Here is a 16,500-nt window from a genome sequence, read left to right as displayed (position 1 = left end):
TTTTCATTGCTGTTCGTTCATTATTTCCTATCCTGTGATATAAAAACCAGCCTTTTTGATTGTTACACAGCAACAATGGCTAAAAGGTGATCGGCCAAGGCTTTTACCGTTGCTGCTGCCGTATCGCCTGCCTGAGCTGAATAGGCGATTAGCGAAAGGGGCAAAACCTTGCCTCGCCCGGTATGGGTAATCCTTTCTGCCGGTGCACCAAGGTTAAACGATACGGCTTTTAGACCGGCTCGCCAGGCCAAAGCCAGGGTAAAGCTCCATGTTTCTGGCCATATGGCAGGGAAAAAAGCATAATCGGCCTGCTGGGCTTGAATAAGGCCAATGGCTTCTTCCTCTTGATAAGGGCCGGTGACAAACACTTTTCCGGTCTCCAGCAAGGAATCATCATCAATAGTATAACCCACCACAACAAACTCAATCGGTAAGCGTTTTTCCTGGGCATGGCGGGCCAGATCATACAAAATATCAAACCCTTTTTCTATCCCCAATGCACCAATCAGACAAAACCGGGCCACGCCAGCCTTACGGGGAAAGGGGTGTTTCTGCCACTGGGCTGAGGGAGCAGCAAGCGAGGCCAATTGCGCCAGTGTAAGGCTGGGCAGATCATCTTCCAGCTCTTCAACTTGCGGAGCCAAAAAGGGAAAATGGTTTTGCAAGCGCCGAGCGACATCGGCTGAGGGAGCATAGACGGTGCGCGCCTTCTCCAACACGTGCTTTGAACGCCTGAGCATAGCCCGCACAGTGATGGGTTCCACCAACAAGCTCCCTTGGCGCGCAATACAGGCCTCGCATCCTTCTACTGGGGGTTCATAACAATAACTCCGATGAACCCCCACCAAGGTAATGCGCTGGCAAAACCAGGCATAGTCGTGCATATGCACATCATAAGGTAAGTCCATATGGGAAAATAACGTATAAATTGCTGGATGATGGCCAAGAAAATGGTGCCATTCTGCATGGCTGGCCTGCTCTTCCTGAAGCTGGGCCTGCATAAAGGACAAATCATCAGGTAGGTGAAAAATAAGGTTGGGAAACAATCCTTCTAAGGGAGGAGCCCGAAAAACCGAAGCCCCCAACTCCAAACGACAGCCTTCTAGGGTTGGACGCAGCAAAACAACACGTTGCTGACGTTGGGCAAAACGGCGACAACGTTCTTTCACCACCCGTTCTACCCCGCCCCCTTCATCATGGGTCAGGATCACCACCGTGGCGGTTTTTTTCTCCTTATGAACTGTAACCTCGCTATGGCGCCTTTTCTCCCACCGATACAAATCCAGGGCAAAACGATAAGGCCGCAAGGGATCAACAGCTTTCCACTCGGCAATCATCTGGTCATAACCAGGGTGGAGCCGATTAAGAATTTCAAGATTACGACGCATTAAATCCATACGCCGTTGCCCAAAAGAGACCCCCCCACAATGGGCAACAAACACCCCGGGCGCTGCTTTGTGCTGCCAACCCATCTGGCTGGCTCGCAGACAAAAATCGTTTTCCTCCCCATAGCCTTGCGCAAAAATATCTTCCCGTAGCAGCCCAGTTTGCTTAAGGCAATCATGGCGGATATACATGCAAAAACCATTTGCCGTGGGAACATCACAGGCAGCAAACCCATTGGCAGAAAAGGCCGCCTCCATCAGCTGGGCTGTGGCAGAAAGGTCGGGGATGGGGTTTTCCTTCTCAACAGAAGGGTAGGAAAATATGCTTGCCTCGTTGGAAAAAGGTGTAACCGTGCCCGTATTTGCATGGCTGTAGGCCACTTTTTCTAAGACCTCCAGCCAACGGCCACTCACCAACGTATCACTATTGAGCAAAACAGCATCATAGCCCGGCCAAAGCCTAAGGCCAGCATTCACACTGGCTGGAAACCCCCTATTCACAGGCTGAGTGTGCAGAGCAATATGGCCGTGTTCGGCATAATTGGCCAACAGGGCCCGCAAGGCCTCATCGTCGCTGGCATCATCAATCACCTGAACAACCACCTTACGCCCCCTTGGCCCCGCAGGCGCAAGGCTTGCAAAAACACTTTCCAGACAGGCTTGCGTTTCAGCCCTACCCCGATAAACCGGAACAATAATAACAATCCCCTTGACCTTGACAGCAAGAGGTTCAAAGCCCGCAGTTTGAGAAGTGGTAGGGGTGGCTGCCATAGGAGAGGCCGGGCTTTCCGTGCGCATAGCTACGGCATCAGACTGGGCTGCCACGTGAGATATGGCTACAGCATTAGAAGTGAGCGCTAAGGATGAGACCTTCTTAGAAGACGAAGCCTTGGACGTTAAAGCCTGAGAGGCCCCAGAAGGAGCGAAACCGGAAGAAGCGAAACCAGATGGAACTAAATCAGAAGGCGCGGAAAGCGTTTGGGAGAGGGGTTGGCCTCTTCTGCCCCGCACCTTCTCGCCAGCCCTGTCACCAGACTCATCACCAACCTCGTCAGTCGTCTCAGAAACACTCTGCTCGTTAGTGGCCTCGGGAGCAGCCTCAGGAATAGTCTGGATGGGGGGGGACTGTAAAGAGGATTGGGAAAAGGACTGGGAAGGGGACTGAGAAGAGAACTGGCGGAGAGTCTCAGAGGGAGCGGTAAGGGCTGCCGCATTATGTGCTTTGGAGCGTTTGCGCCTTTTTTGGGGCTCCTCTTCCCGATTTTCTTCATTGTCTTCTTCTACTTCTTCTCCTACCAAAAAGGCCGTTGGAGGAGCGCCTTGCAGATCAAGTGCTTCTCCCTTCAAAGCGACGGCTTCTCCCACATCCCTGCTGGCCTCTTCGAGAGGAGCAAGACCATCCGTAAGGAGCTGTGATGCTTCTCGCCCTTCACGAGGAGCAAAAGAGGCAACTGGTAAAGAGGTAATCGGTAAAGACGCCACTGGTAAAGAAGTCACTGGCACGGGCAAAAACCGGCGCATTTTCTGCAAAAGGGCAGCGCTGGCTTTCCCGGTGGCCAAAAACTGGCTTAATGCTTGCCGGGCTGCGAATTCCAACCCAATATCCAAAGGTGAACCAGCCAGGTTATAACCACCTTCCGCCTCTATCCGCAGCACGCCTTCAAGGGGCCCATCCGGCCAGTCTTCCCGTTTAACCTGAAAGCGGTACGATTGACGAAACCCATGCTGGTCTACTTCTTGCTGAAGGGAGGGCGTGTACGCCAACAGGGTTTTCTTCCCTGCGCCTTTTGCACCCTTCCCTTCGGGCTCCATCAGAAAAAACTTAAGGGCTGGCGTATAATCGGGGTTGGCCCTATTGGCAATCCAGCCTGAAAGTGTGCCTTCCTCATCCACCTCAACAAACCCTTCACATGCCTTAAGCCTATGAGCCTGCAAGGGGCACCCCATAAGGGGCTGGCCTGCACATAACAGCTCCACCATCTGGGCCTTCTGCCACAAGGGTTGAGGGATTTTTAAAGGAGAACGCCACTGGGCCACCTTCATCTCTTGCCCATCTATCAGCAAGCTCAGAGGCTTGGCGTAGGCCTCAAACCGTATATTGGCCCCCCCATCCTCTGTAAGCTCAACCGCACACCAGCCTTTAAGGGAAAAATGCTGGCACAATTTCTGGGCAACCGGAACACCCAATGGAGCGTACCCATAGTAGGAAAAGGCCTGTTGTAAAAGCTCTCGCGCCTCTTCCCAACGCTCAAGAAGGGGGCCAAGGGCAGCCTGAACACAAAGAGAGGCGGCAAAGGCCTCCTCCTTGTTAAGCGCCTGGAGCACCGACCACGCCTGAAGGTAACTCCCGCTGCCCATATACTCATTAGCCAAGGCAAACATAATCGTCGTATTCTTAGGCGCTAAGCGCCAGGCACGCTCCAACCATCGCCGAGCTTCATCTGGGCGGGCGGCCTTTTGAAAGGCCATGGCCTTGTCCACAGCAGACTGGGCCTTTCGTTCTGCCCATTTTTTCCAGGTTGCCCGATCTTCACTCGTCACTTCACGCCGCACCAGCTCCTCTTGGCGGTGGGTAGAAGAAAAAGCAGAAACCAGGGCCTTTTCAGAAGGTCGAGCCATAGAATTCCCCCAACAGTTATTTTGTTGGGGTTGTTGTCAGCACAACGCGATAGGGAGAAGAATAAACAGGACGATAAAAAGATGAGGTCTGCGCGGGCTGACCCTGACTTGAAACCGCGCCCTCCGCCCCATTCGGCACGGGGACCTTAACTGGGCCTTGCGGCAAAGACTTGCCTTCTGCCAGGGCATTTTCCTCGGTCTGGCGGATGCGGTCCAGATCCTCCTGGGCTTGCTGAAGACCCTTCTTTAAAGCAGACTCCAAAAGCCTTTTGGCCCGAGGCAAATCTTGCTCACCCCCAAACCCATAAGCCAAATACCGCCCGAGCATCAGCTCCCCTGCTGGAAAGCCTGCATCAGCAGCGTGGGTAAACCATTTCTGGGCTTCCACCTTATCCTCAGGCACATCATGCCCGCCGCCATACATCGCCCCAAGCGAGAACATAGCCCCCACCTGGCCATGCTCAATAGCCCTTTTATAATATTCCATAGCCGCTGGATGGTCTTTCTCACCACCACTGCCATCCACCAGCATGGCGGCATAAATCATCTGGGCCTCTCCCATTCCGGCGTCAGCTGCCGTTTTAAGATGCTTGCGGGCTTCGGTAGGGTCTTTCTCAACCCCTTCTCCCTGCAAGAGCATTCGCCCATAAATCAGCTCGGCGTTCACAATCCCTTTTTGGGCGGCGACCTTCATATAGCGTGCCCCTTCTGTCATATCTACGCCCCCCCCAATGCCATGAATGAGGCAGACCCCATAATTAAACAGCCCCAAGGGAATATCTTTTTCAGCCGATGCCTTGAATTGCTCCCGCAAGGAGGAGGCCTCACGCTTATCGACCTCGCTGGCAATAAGGGTTTTAACCAGCAGATTGCCCGCTTCGTTACTACCCAGTTCCAGGCCGCGCATTAGCCACCGAATGGCCTGTTTTTTATCGGGGATCACTCCCTTGCCTTCAAAAAACAAACCGGCCAGGGCAATACAAGCTTTGGCATGGCCTGCTTCAGCAGCACGAATATACCACTGCACCCCTTCCAGATAGTTGATATCCTTGCCCTCAAGCCCTTGGACATATAAATCCCCCAGCAGGGCAGCGGCCTCCCGATCTCCTCCCAGGGCTGCTCGCCTTAACCAGCTTTCCCCGTGGAGATTATTCTTCTCAACGCCAACCCCTTGAAGCAGGGCCAGCCCATAGCGCGCCTGAGCAGGGCCAACCCCTTGCTCAGCCGCGGCCTTAAAATATTCCATCACTTTTTCAAGATCAGGCCGGCCAGTGACCCCCTGCTCTATCAAACAGCCTAACATATATTGCGCGGTAGAAAGCCCCTTTGCAGCCGCTTCTTCCAAATAGTTTGCAGCCTTTTTACGCTCTTCATCGGTTTGGGCTGCCTGAAGGGTCATCAAACCTAAGCCCAGATAAGCCTGGGGCCTTTCACTGGCCAAGGCTTTTTCGTACCAGATCTTGGCCTCTTCCTTATTCACAATATCTTTCGGGCCTGAAGCCAGGATATAGCCATAGAGCGATTGCGCATCGGGGTGGCCCGCTTCGGCTGCTAACTTGACCCAGTCTCTAGCCTTGTACAGATCTGGCTTAAAGTTCTTACGCTCCTCACCGCCTTCCAGGCTTAAAACCACATTAGCGCCCGGCTTGCCAATCTCTTCAGGCAGCCCATGCAAATACAGCACAGCCAACATATATTGGGCTTCGGCCCACCCTTCAATGGCGGCTTGCTGAAGCCATTTGGCGGCTTCTGTTACGCTGGCAGGCACCCCTTTGCCTTCCATATAGGCCTTGCCCACCAAAAACTTGGCCTCGACCTCGCCTGCCAGAGCGGCTTTACTTAAAAAATCAAACGCCTTGATATAATCGCCAGCTTCTTGAAGCTCTTTGGCATGCTCCAACTGTTTTGATGTTCCAGAAACAGAAGCGATCCAATTGCGAATTACACCAACCATTTTCTTCCTATCCTATTTTATGGCCCGAACCTAAAAACCTCGGGGCTAAAACCTAAAAACCAGAACCTGCATATAACTAACCTGCATATTACTATAGTTCCCCTTCCTTTAGTTAACCCTTTATTGCCTTTTGAGGTTTCCTCTCCTGCAAGGCAATTGATCGGCAAGGCGATGATCAGGGCTCTCGCATTCCTTCTGTCGCAGCAGGAACAACAGTGTTAAGAAAATATTGGACAATCGTCCGTTTCCCAACCTTGATATCAGCCGTCACAGGCATACCAGGCTGGGGATGGAAAAACTCCGGCACCCCATGCAGGCTATAGTGATCAATATGAAGGGTAACCCTATAAAAAGGAAGCTGGTTATTACTAGGGCTGCCCCCACTAGAGGGCATCCCGTTGGGCCCTGGTTTTTCTTCCCCCGCAGTTAAGAAGGAGTCGGCACTAATGTTACGCACGGTTGCTTCTGCGCCCCCATATTGGGTGTAGGGGAAGGTTGCAAACTTGATAAGGGCCTTATCGCCAAGGCGAATAAAGCCGGCATCCTGGCTTCTGACCTGAACCTGAACCTCCAGCCCACTGCCTACAGGCACCAAGGTCAGTAAAGGTGTGCCCGTAGAAATAACCGAGCCTTGGGATAATTTTGAAATAGTGAGCACAATGGCATCTTGCGGGGCTTTCATCAAAACCAGTTTCTTACGCAGATCCGCCTTTTCAAAATTACCCCTTATCTCATAAAGGTGATGTTGGGCCTCGGCCAGCATTTTATAGTTATCCGCCTGAAACGAGTCGATATATCCCTGTTTTTGGGCCTCCATACTCCGCAATTTATCACGCGTGCTATTGGCACTTTGCTGGGCTGAAACCTGCGAGCGCTGCATTTCCATCAGGTTATCCTGTGAGGCCAGGGTGGAAAGCTTACTTCCGACAGACTCCTGCTGAAGGCGCAGGCGCATATTGGTAACATCTTGAGCCACCTTTGCCCGCCCACCATACATGGCCACATTGGCTAAAAACCCTTGCAGATCGCTTTGGAGCTCTGCAATTTTATGGTCAAAATCGGCCACTTTCTGGTTAAATTCCTGACGCCTTTTCAAAAAGGTCTGCCTTTGCTGTAAGGAGGCAGGGTTATTGATATCGGCCTGATAATCCTTCCCTTGCACTTCAGCGATCAGACGATCCACCTCAGCCTGGTAGCTGTCCATCTGCTTACGCAGTGCTTCAACATCGGCGGTGGAAATCGTAGGGTCAAGATGGGCTAGCACCTGACCCTTATGAACAAAGTCTCCCTCGTGCACATCAATGGAATGGATGATCGAGGTATCAAGCGGCTGCACCACAATAGTAGCCTCTGCCGAAGTGATTTTTCCAGGCGAGGTAACAACCTTGTCCAATGGGAAGATGGCCATGCCAAGAAAACAGAAAATAGCCATGCAGGAAATAATCCACCCCATATATTCCGCAGCCGGCGTGGGCGGCAAATTGATCAGGGCTGCACTGGGAGAGTAAAATTCTAGCAAAGCGGGTGGCACGTCGACCAACTCTGGAGACGTGGCATCGAAAATCTGTTGGGTGGGGGGATTTTTATCCACCTCCTGACCTTCAGCCGCTTTGGTAATTTCCTGATGTTTATCGTTCTCGGGAACTGGAAGCTGAGACATTACACTTCTCCCTCTTCTTCCATGGCTGCCGCTTCTTCTTCCTCATAAAGGTGCCTGTTTTGCTGCATCCAAAGGGTGCGATAAATTTCACACCGCTCCAAAAGAATATTATGAGGCGCAATATCGACCATCTTACCAGCATCCATCACCAAGATCAGGTCACAATCGACAAGCGAGGAAAGACGATGGGAAACAATCACCATGGTACGCCCACGCCCAATTTGCGTCAGGTTAGCATTCACCAAGGCTTCACTTTCTGGATCAAGAGCAGAGGTTGCCTCATCCAAGATCATCAATTTCGGATTTGAGATAACAGCGCGGGCAATCGCCAAACGTTGCCTTTGCCCCCCGGAAATATTGGTTGAACCTTCCTCAATAAAGGTTTCATAACCCGCTGGCATTTTCTCAATAAAGTCTTCAGCGCCTGCCAAGCGGGCTGCCCGTACCACATCATCCAGCGTCAGGCCGGGACGACCGGCGGTAATATTGTCTTTCACTGTGCCGCGAAAGAGGAAGTTATCCTGCAACACAACCCCCAAGGAGCGGCGCAGATAATGAAGGTTGATCTCGCGCAGTTCCACCCCATCCAGCTTCAAATAGCCTGAATAGCCCCGGCTGACCCCTTGAAGCAGACGGGTGATTGTGGATTTTCCCGACCCGCTTCGACCAACAACGCCTACCATGGTGCCGGCTGGTACATCAAAACTCACTGCATCCAGGGCTTTCCGCTCAGAACCAGGATAAGAAAAGGTGACATCCACAAAAGAGAGCGCCCCTTTAACAGGGGGACGCATCCCCATGGTCAGGGCCTTACTCTCTGTTGGGTTATTCAGCACCGAACCCGCCTGAGCAAGAGAAGAGCGCGTTTCGTTAATATCATCAAGCAAGCGTGCCATATTCACCAACGGGGCTGCCACACGACCGCCCAACATCATGAAGGCCATAAGCCCACCAGCTCCGATACTGACAGAGCCCGTAATGGCCAAATAGGCCCCGATCAGCACAATCCCGCGGCTAACAAAAAACTCAAAAGGCTGCACCAACGTGCTGGGAATATTGTTCATCCGCCCCACCGCAAGCTTGCGGCGAGCGACTTCGGCTGAGTAAATATCCCATTCCTGCTTACGAGCAGGTTCAAGGGCTAAGGTTTTTACAGTACGAATCCCCGCCACTGTTTCATACATAATGGCGTTTCTATCCATTTCAGCGGTGATCTGTTTTTGAATACGATCTGACACGGGGCGCATAAAAATCACCACAATCAGGCCGATCATCCCGGTGCCGGCCAGGGTCATCCAGGCTAGCGGGGCAGAAAGGTAGAACAGCACTGGCAAAATCACCAAAAGCGTAAAGAGATCGAGGAAAGTGGTCATCAGCTTTCCGGTTAGAAAGTGGCGCACCTTGTAAATTTCCATCACGCGGCCAAGAAGGTGACCAGCCTGCTGGCGTTCAAAATACTCCAGGGGCAACACCAGCAATCGCGAAAAGACGTGGGTGGAAATGCGGGTATCAAGCCGAGTACTGAGCACTTCTGTCAGCTCCCTTCGGCCATAGCTGAGCAATACTTCGTAAAAGCTGAAGATAATCAGAATACCGGAAATGGAGATAAGAGTGGACATGGAATGGTAATTCACCACCTTATCGACAATCTGCATAACGATAAAGGCAGGAGCTAAGGCGAGCACACTCAGCACCATGGAGGAGAGGCCTATATCACGCAAAATTCTTTTTTCATGCAGCACCATGCCCGCCAGCCAGGTAAAGTTGATTTGGGCATCGGCCTCGCTCTGGTTAAGATTTTTCTTCACCAGAAGGATATCGCCTGTCCATACCTGCGAAAGGCGCAACTGGTCTACAGGAACGGGGGAAGCCCCCGCCTCCTTCAACGGGTCTTTAACCCAAACAACACCATGGTCTGGATCGGCGGCCACCATAATGGCTGCTGACCCATCGCGAAACATCAGAGCAATAGGGGGAGCACCCCGCATTTTAACCAGGTAGCGCCATTTCACACGCATCCCTTTGGCGATTAGGCCATATTCCTTTAACCAGCGAGTAAGCGTGGCGGGAGAGGGGCTATCTTCACCGGCTTCGGCGGCAAAATCGCGTAGGTCCAGCTCCACCCCATGGTATTTGGCAATGGCCATAACCGCCTTCAGCCTGATCATGGCAGGCTGGGTGGGGGTTACTGTATGCTGTGTACTACCATTGCCCTTGTGGGGATCTGCACCATCAGTAATTTGTTTAGACTGCTCCACAGAATTTCCTTCACCAGAATAAATTACAGTAGAAAACCGGGCTCAGGCCCAACCTTTTCTGACTGGTTCGCTTCCCACAGGCTGCCCAGGCCTGCCTCCACCTGCCTTGGGCTACCCATATCAAATTGAGATATATCTATCAAATGTAAACAGACCATAATAGTTTTATTTTGTGGAAGGTAACGGATATTCAACATTTTTTCTCAGAAAACATTCCCATAGGGTTGAATTATGCTTTTATTATAAATTTTTCTCCACAATCAATGTAATGACGTTATCATAACCTGATTGGCCAAATGCGTAAATCCCATCTCAAAATCCCTCTTCAAAACGTGGTCAACCTGTCTAGTCGCCAATCATCAATAGGCGGGCAGTTATTGGCATCGAAATCATCCATGCCGGTCAGTGGAGGCCGAAGCGGGGGCCGGTAATGTGAGAGCCAGTAAGTGAAGGCCGAAGCGGAGGCCGGTATGTGGAAGCTAGTACGTGGGGCCTGGTCAGTGGGGGCGGGTAAGCGAGGCAATCCCTGATAAGGCAATTTCCTTGCGAGGATGTAGCCGAGATGTTTGTAATTTTGGCATGGCTCACCTCATTTCATGGCTCACCCCATTTAGAGAAAACGGGGATAGGGCAAGAATCCCACATCAAAAATGGTTGAATCCCCAAAAAATGGTTAACCCCAATGGTTAACCCCTCGGGCGGGTGCCGGGGTGGATATGACAGCGAAAGGCCCCTTCATTGGCACCCGCCTCATACCCCATGGCATACCTCATGATTTTGCCTCTGTTTTGGGGCATAATGGGCATTCTTAAGCCAAGAGCAGGCGATGACTCAGCCCATTCCTTACCCTCATTTAGGTTTCTTTAACCTCGTTTAGGTTTTTAAAATTTAACACACAAATACAGAACACCTCTCCAAAACCATACTTAAGAGGCCAACATTCTATAAAAAATGCTCATCTCTCCTTCATCCCTCTTCTCGCCCACTTAATACCCGATAAGGGCGAGATCATTGCCAAATTACTACCAGATTACTGACAAATTACACCTCTTCCCCGTACGCCTTCCCTCATGTGCCTTCCTCACCAAGACCTCTCTTTATCTACGCCTTAATTTTACGCCCTAAAGCCTTTAAAGAACCTCTTGAAAGCCCCTGCGGGACTGGAAACTAGGGGGTTTCCTCTACTACACTTCATCATGTTTTTCCTCTATTATACTTCGTCATGTTAGTGATGATCCCTTTATTGATCATCCCTTCCTTAAGCTCTTAATGATTTTTCTTAACTGGTCTTAACTAGCCTTAGTCTTACTCTTATTAGAGTGGCTGGAGCAGGCCAGGAAATAAGCACACGCCCCTTTCAGCTGGTTATAGGCCAACGTTCGATTGGTTCAGCTATCTGACCTCTTATTATCACTTTATGGGCTTGCATTCTTGGCAACCCTTGATAAAGCCTTTTGCAGGCCCACTCTCTGAGTGATATCCCTTTTTGGGTTGTCTCCCTTTTGGGTCATATTCCTTTATTTGATCATAGATCTTTTTTGGTTATAGATCTTTTTGGTCAATAGATTTAGGAGAACGCCCAAAGAAAGCCTGCCCTGTTTTTAACCGACCCCATTTTTGTTGTAACAGCTCAAGACCAGAAGAGAAAAGAGACTGTCTGATTATAGACATTACAAGTGTTAAGCTTTAGTCAATCTGATTGTAAAAATTTATGACAAAATTTCTCCTAAGCTTTTTTGTTGCGATACACCCGTGCCTTGGCATAATGCTCAAACAATGCTTTACCTTTTTACTATGCTCCCTCTTTTTTACCTTTTTACCACGTCCCTTCTTTATGGTCATACCGATTATGCTTGAGCCTCTTTTTATGGTTATACAGTTTATGGTTCGTTTGGGCCTACCCCTTCACTATCAAACAGGAAGACCCACCCTATGAGTACCCCCAAAAGCCCCCCTCCCCTTTTGGATCTTCTCTCCTCACAAGTGCTGCTCTGTGATGGCGCCATGGGCTCACGGATCCAGATGATGGAGCTTGATATTGAGAAAGATTTCTGGAACTGTGAAAACTGCACGGAAGTTTTAAACCTGGCCCGCCCCGATATTGTGCGGAGCATTCATCACTCCTACTATGCCGCTGGGGCCGATATGGTGGAAACCAACTCCTTTGGGGGATCGGTAATCACCTTAAGGGAATTTGGCCTGGATGATAAAACTATAGAAATCAATCGCCGGGCTGCCGAGCTGGCCCGCGAGGCCTCAGAAGGGTTTACCGATGGCCGACCCCGCTACGTGCTGGGTAGTATTGGCCCAGGTACCAAGTTGCCCTCTCTGGGCAATGTGGATTACGATACCCTTGTCGATTCGATCTACCAGCAAGCTCTGGGCCTTATCGATGGCGGGGTCGATGCCTTTATGATTGAAACCTGTCAGGACCCCCTACAGATCAAGGCTGCTGTCTACGCCACCCGCAAGGCCAATGCCGCACGCAAAAAGGAAGTTCCCGCCTTTGTTCAGGTTACGGTAGAAACCACCGGCACCTTGCTGGCTGGAACCGATATTGCCGCAGCAGCAACCGTTTGCCACGCCCTTGATGTGCCCTTAATGGGCATGAACTGTGCCACAGGGCCCCAGGAAATGGCAGAACATGTCCGCTGGCTGGCCCAGAACTGGCCGGGGATGATCTCGCTTCAGCCGAATGCGGGCTTGCCAGAACTCCATCATGGCCACACCCATTACCCCTTAACCCAGGAGGAAATGGTCAGCTGGATAGACCGCTTCTTAGAAGAAGATGGCCTGAACCTTATCGGCGGGTGCTGTGGCACCACAACTGAGCATATCCAAGCCCTTGATAGCCTGTTGCGCCGCAAGGGAGGCAACACCCGTTACCGCCCTGCGCCCCTGGAACGTAAACCGGTGTGGATTCCCTCTGTCAGCAGCCTGTATACCCCCACCCCCCTGCGCCAGGAGAACAGCTATTTCTCCATTGGGGAGCGCTGTAACGCCAACGGCTCCAAAAAATGGCGCCAATACCAAGAAGAGCACGACTGGGACAACTGCCTGCTTATGGGCCGCGAGCAAATGGAGGAAGGCTCCAACGCACTGGATATCTGCACCGCCTATGTCGGGCGAGATGAGATTGCAGAGATGAGTGCGGTCATCCAGCGTTTCAGCACCTCGGTTGATGCCCCACTGGTGATTGATTCCACGGAAACCCCAGTGCTAGAGGCCGCCCTTAAGCTTTACGGGGGAAAGGCCATTATCAACTCCATTCACTTTGAGGATGGCGAACAGCACGCCGCAGACCGGATGCGTCTCGCCCGCCAGTTTGGGGCTGCCGTGGTCGCCCTGACCATTGATGAAGAGGGCATGGCCAAAACCCCCACCGATAAGCTCCGCATTGCCAACCGACTGATTGAATTTGCCTGCACACGCCACGGCCTGCCCCAATCTGACTTGCTGATAGACCCGCTGACCTTTACCATCGCCACCGGGGTAGAGGAAGACCGTAAACTGGGGGTCTGGACCCTGGAGGGGATTCGCCTGATCCGGGACAAATTTCCCGATGTCCAGATTGTCTTGGGGCTATCAAACATTTCGTTTGGGCTAAACCCTGCCGCCCGTGCCCTGGTGAACTCTGTCTTCCTTGATGAGGCCCTGAAAGCTGGGATGACGGCAGCCATTGTTCACGTCTCCAAAATCCGCCCTCTTCATGAGCTGGCTCAAGAAGAAATCCAGATTGCCCGAGACCTGATTTTTGATCGTCGCAGCGAAGGTTATGACCCCCTCCAAAAGCTGCTGGAACTCTTTGCCGAGCGTAAAGCCACCGATGTGGTCAAGGCCTCCACGGCCACTACCGTGGAAGAAAAGCTCAAGGAACGCATTGTTAAGGGCCGCAAACCAGGCCTTGAGGATGACCTTACGGAAGCCCTGCAAACCTACTCCCCCCTTGAGATTATCAACACCATCCTACTCGATGGCATGAAGGAAGTAGGAGAATTATTTGGGTCTGGCAAAATGCAGCTTCCTTTTGTGCTTCAATCTGCTGAAACCATGAAGGCCGCCGTAGCCTTTCTAGAGCCATTCATGGAACGTCAAGAGAGCTCACAGAAAGGGACAATTGTGCTCGCAACAGTTAAGGGCGATGTGCATGATATTGGCAAAAACCTGGTGGATATTATCCTCACCAACAATGGTTATCGGGTGGTTAACCTGGGGATTAAGGTTCCCATTGCCACAATGATTGAAGCCCTGAATGCAGAAAAGGCCGATGCCCTGGGCATGTCTGGCTTGCTGGTTAAATCCACCGTTATCATGAGGGAAAACCTTGAAGAACTCCGCCGCCAGCAAATTGATATTCCCGTGTTGCTGGGTGGAGCAGCCCTAACACGGCGTTATGTGGAAGAAGACTGCACCAAAGCCTATAGCCCCAATGCAGAAAGTACGGGCAAGGTGGCCTATGCACGCGATGCTTTTGATGGCCTGACCCTGATGAACCATATTACCGAAGGCTCGTTTGATAGCTACCTTTCTGCAACACAGTCCCGCAGCAACCTGCGCTCTGCCTCTGAGCGCGACAAGCGCGCAGAGCCTATAGCCCCTACCGTGCTCCCACGCGAAGAAGCCCAAGCCCGCAGGCGCACCTTGGAAGAGGGATATGCCATACCCGCACCTCCTTTCTGGGGGGTTAAACATCTATCGGCTTCTAGCCGTGCCTTACTCCCCTTTATTAACGAGCGCTCTCTTTTTCAATTTCAATGGGGATTTCGCAAACAGGGGCGTACCTTGGAAGAATTTATGGATTGGGCCAAAACAGAATTACGCCCGGTATTGAAACATACATTGGACCTTTCCGAATCCTTCCTCCATCCCCAAGCCGCCTATGGTTATTGGAAAGCCGCCGGCGAAAATAACGATCTGATTATTTTTGAAGAGGATGGCACCACCGAGATCACCCGCTTTACCTTGCCCCGCCAAAGCCGCCAGAATGGTGAATGTATTGCCGATTTCGTTAGAGATGTAGATGATAACGAGCGCGACGTAGTCGCCTTTCAGGTGGTAACGGTTGGGGCTGAAGCCAGCCAGAAAGCCCAGGAGTTTTTTACCACCGATCGCTATCAGGACTATCTTTATCTCCATGGGCTTTCTGTGGAAATGGCGGAAGCCATGGCCGAATATACCCATAAACGGATCCGTGCCGAGTTGGGCTTTTCGGGCGAGGATGCCCGCGAGATCGATAAATTGCTGGCCCAAGGGTATCGCGGATCTCGTTATTCCTTTGGGTATCCCGCTTGCCCCAACCTGGCAGATCAGGAACCCATTTTGAAATTGCTGGAGGCTGAAAAAATCGGCATCTCCCTCACAGAAGGCTTCCAGCTTCACCCTGAACAATCCACCTCGGCCCTGGTGATCTTTAACCCCAAGGCCAAATATTTCATTATCTAGCCCAGCCCATTTCATGAGTTTTTGAGATCATGGGTTTTTAAGAGGATTACATACAAAATTGCACTCGTAACCAACAATTTGGAAGAGAAGTTCAGCAACATCTCTTCCAAAAAGGGGTAAAAAGGGGTGGAAGAGACCAAAGCCAGGGCCACCTCCTTTAAGAAAGTCTGTAACCAGCACCGAGATATTATCGGGGGCCCATTATTTCCTATCCCATCCCTGTGGGAACCTATGAAAAGATGTTGACACCATTCTATTGAAATTGCCCAAAAAATGGCGAGCGTCTATGGAAAAGTCAAAGCAGAAAAAGATCAAGATCCAACTGCGATAGAGCCACTGGCCTTTATTTCTCCTAAAGAGCGCAAAGCGGCCTTCGCATTCGCTCCATAAAACACTCATTCCATAAAAATATTTTACGACACCACTCTATTTTAGGGTTGATGTTAACTTCTGATCCACAAACTTATCCACAGAAATGGTAGATTGTTTTCTACAGCAGTGGGTGAGGAGAAGCCGTGGGCAAATAGACGAATAAACTAATAAACAGTTGCCTTCTCTCATTTTGTTATGATATAAGAATAAATCTGACGGGCATGATGACAGACGAAACAAGAAAAACGGGTGCAGCACAGATTAACCAGTCTATACGGGTTAACAGGCCTACTCCTTTCTGATAGGGGGTAGGCTAAAGTGTTAGGGGTACCCTAAAATATGGTTGGCTGCCCATGACGTATCACCCCTTCTACCTCATGACCCTCCTAAAATTACCCGACCGTCTCAATCGCCTAGCCGTCTCAATCTTCTGGGCCGTCCTAATCTCCTAACCATCCCATTCTCCTGACCGTAAAATGGGCTGAATGTACCTTAAAAAAATCGCTCAGCATTTGCCCTCCCCTTGGTCTGTCCTCCTCTAGGTCTATCCTCCCCTTGGTCTGTAAAGAAAAATCTTATGGAAAGTTTTTTAAGGAAAGGGATTACCCTATCGCTAAAGCGGCGTTGCAACATCTGTCCAACCCTTGTAATTTCCAAAAAAACTCTAATATTTTAGGGTTAAGCTAGCCTTCTTTTTTGGTCTTTTGCCCATTTTTTCCGCCCTTTCTGCATGGTTTTTTAAAAACTGGCACAGTTTAGGCATTTTAATGCTTTACAGCATTTAGGCTATTCCTTAATGCCAATGCAGAG

Annotated in this window: 5 protein-coding genes; 1 reads left to right on the top strand and 4 read right to left on the bottom strand. The window is 50.9% G+C overall.

What is annotated here, in order from left to right; all coding sequences use genetic code 11:
• Window positions 1-62: 62 nt before the first annotated feature.
• From JGUZn3_RS04870 to JGUZn3_RS04855, 4 genes are all read right to left on the bottom strand, one after another.
• Window positions 63-4,004, bottom strand: coding sequence for a glycosyltransferase (locus tag JGUZn3_RS04870; RefSeq protein ID WP_203414548.1), 3,942 nt, complete (start codon window positions 4,002-4,004; stop codon window positions 63-65).
• A gap of 16 nt (window positions 4,005-4,020) precedes the next feature.
• A complete protein-coding gene (locus JGUZn3_RS04865) occupies window positions 4,021-5,958 on the bottom strand; it encodes a tetratricopeptide repeat protein (protein ID WP_203414547.1) in 1,938 nt (645 codons plus the stop codon).
• 175 nt (window positions 5,959-6,133) lie between these two features.
• The gene (locus JGUZn3_RS04860; protein ID WP_203414546.1) at window positions 6,134-7,618 is read right to left on the bottom strand and encodes an HlyD family type I secretion periplasmic adaptor subunit; all 1,485 of its coding nucleotides are present in this window, start codon (window positions 7,616-7,618) and stop codon (window positions 6,134-6,136) included.
• Window positions 7,618-9,876 (bottom strand): peptidase domain-containing ABC transporter, encoded by a 2,259-nt coding sequence (locus JGUZn3_RS04855; RefSeq protein WP_408871758.1) that lies wholly within the window; start codon window positions 9,874-9,876, stop codon window positions 7,618-7,620. The genes JGUZn3_RS04860 and JGUZn3_RS04855 overlap by 1 nt, the downstream gene beginning before the upstream one ends.
• Before the next feature lie 1,932 nt (window positions 9,877-11,808).
• Here JGUZn3_RS04855 and metH point away from each other — a divergent pair.
• Window positions 11,809-15,318 carry a methionine synthase gene (metH, locus tag JGUZn3_RS04850; protein ID WP_203414545.1) on the top strand — a complete coding sequence of 1,170 codons (3,510 nt, stop codon included), beginning with the start codon at window positions 11,809-11,811 and terminating at the stop codon, window positions 15,316-15,318.
• Window positions 15,319-16,500 lie beyond the last annotated feature (1,182 nt).

Source organism: Entomobacter blattae (assembly GCF_014672835.1).
In the GTDB taxonomy this organism is placed as follows: domain Bacteria; phylum Pseudomonadota; class Alphaproteobacteria; order Acetobacterales; family Acetobacteraceae; genus Entomobacter; species Entomobacter blattae.
This window is presented reverse-complemented; position numbering and strand designations above follow the sequence as displayed.

Bases quoted from the DNA above. Each gene is read 5' to 3' on its own strand.
- JGUZn3_RS04870 (WP_203414548.1), bottom strand. From the start codon at position 4,004: ATGGCTCGACCTTCTGAAAAGGCCCTGGTTTCTGCTTTTTCTTCTACC.
- metH (WP_203414545.1), top strand. From the start codon at position 11,809: ATGAGTACCCCCAAAAGCCCCCCTCCCCTTTTGGATCTTCTCTCCTCA.
- JGUZn3_RS04865 (WP_203414547.1), bottom strand. From the start codon at position 5,958: ATGGTTGGTGTAATTCGCAATTGGATCGCTTCTGTTTCTGGAACATCA.
- JGUZn3_RS04860 (WP_203414546.1), bottom strand. From the start codon at position 7,618: ATGTCTCAGCTTCCAGTTCCCGAGAACGATAAACATCAGGAAATTACC.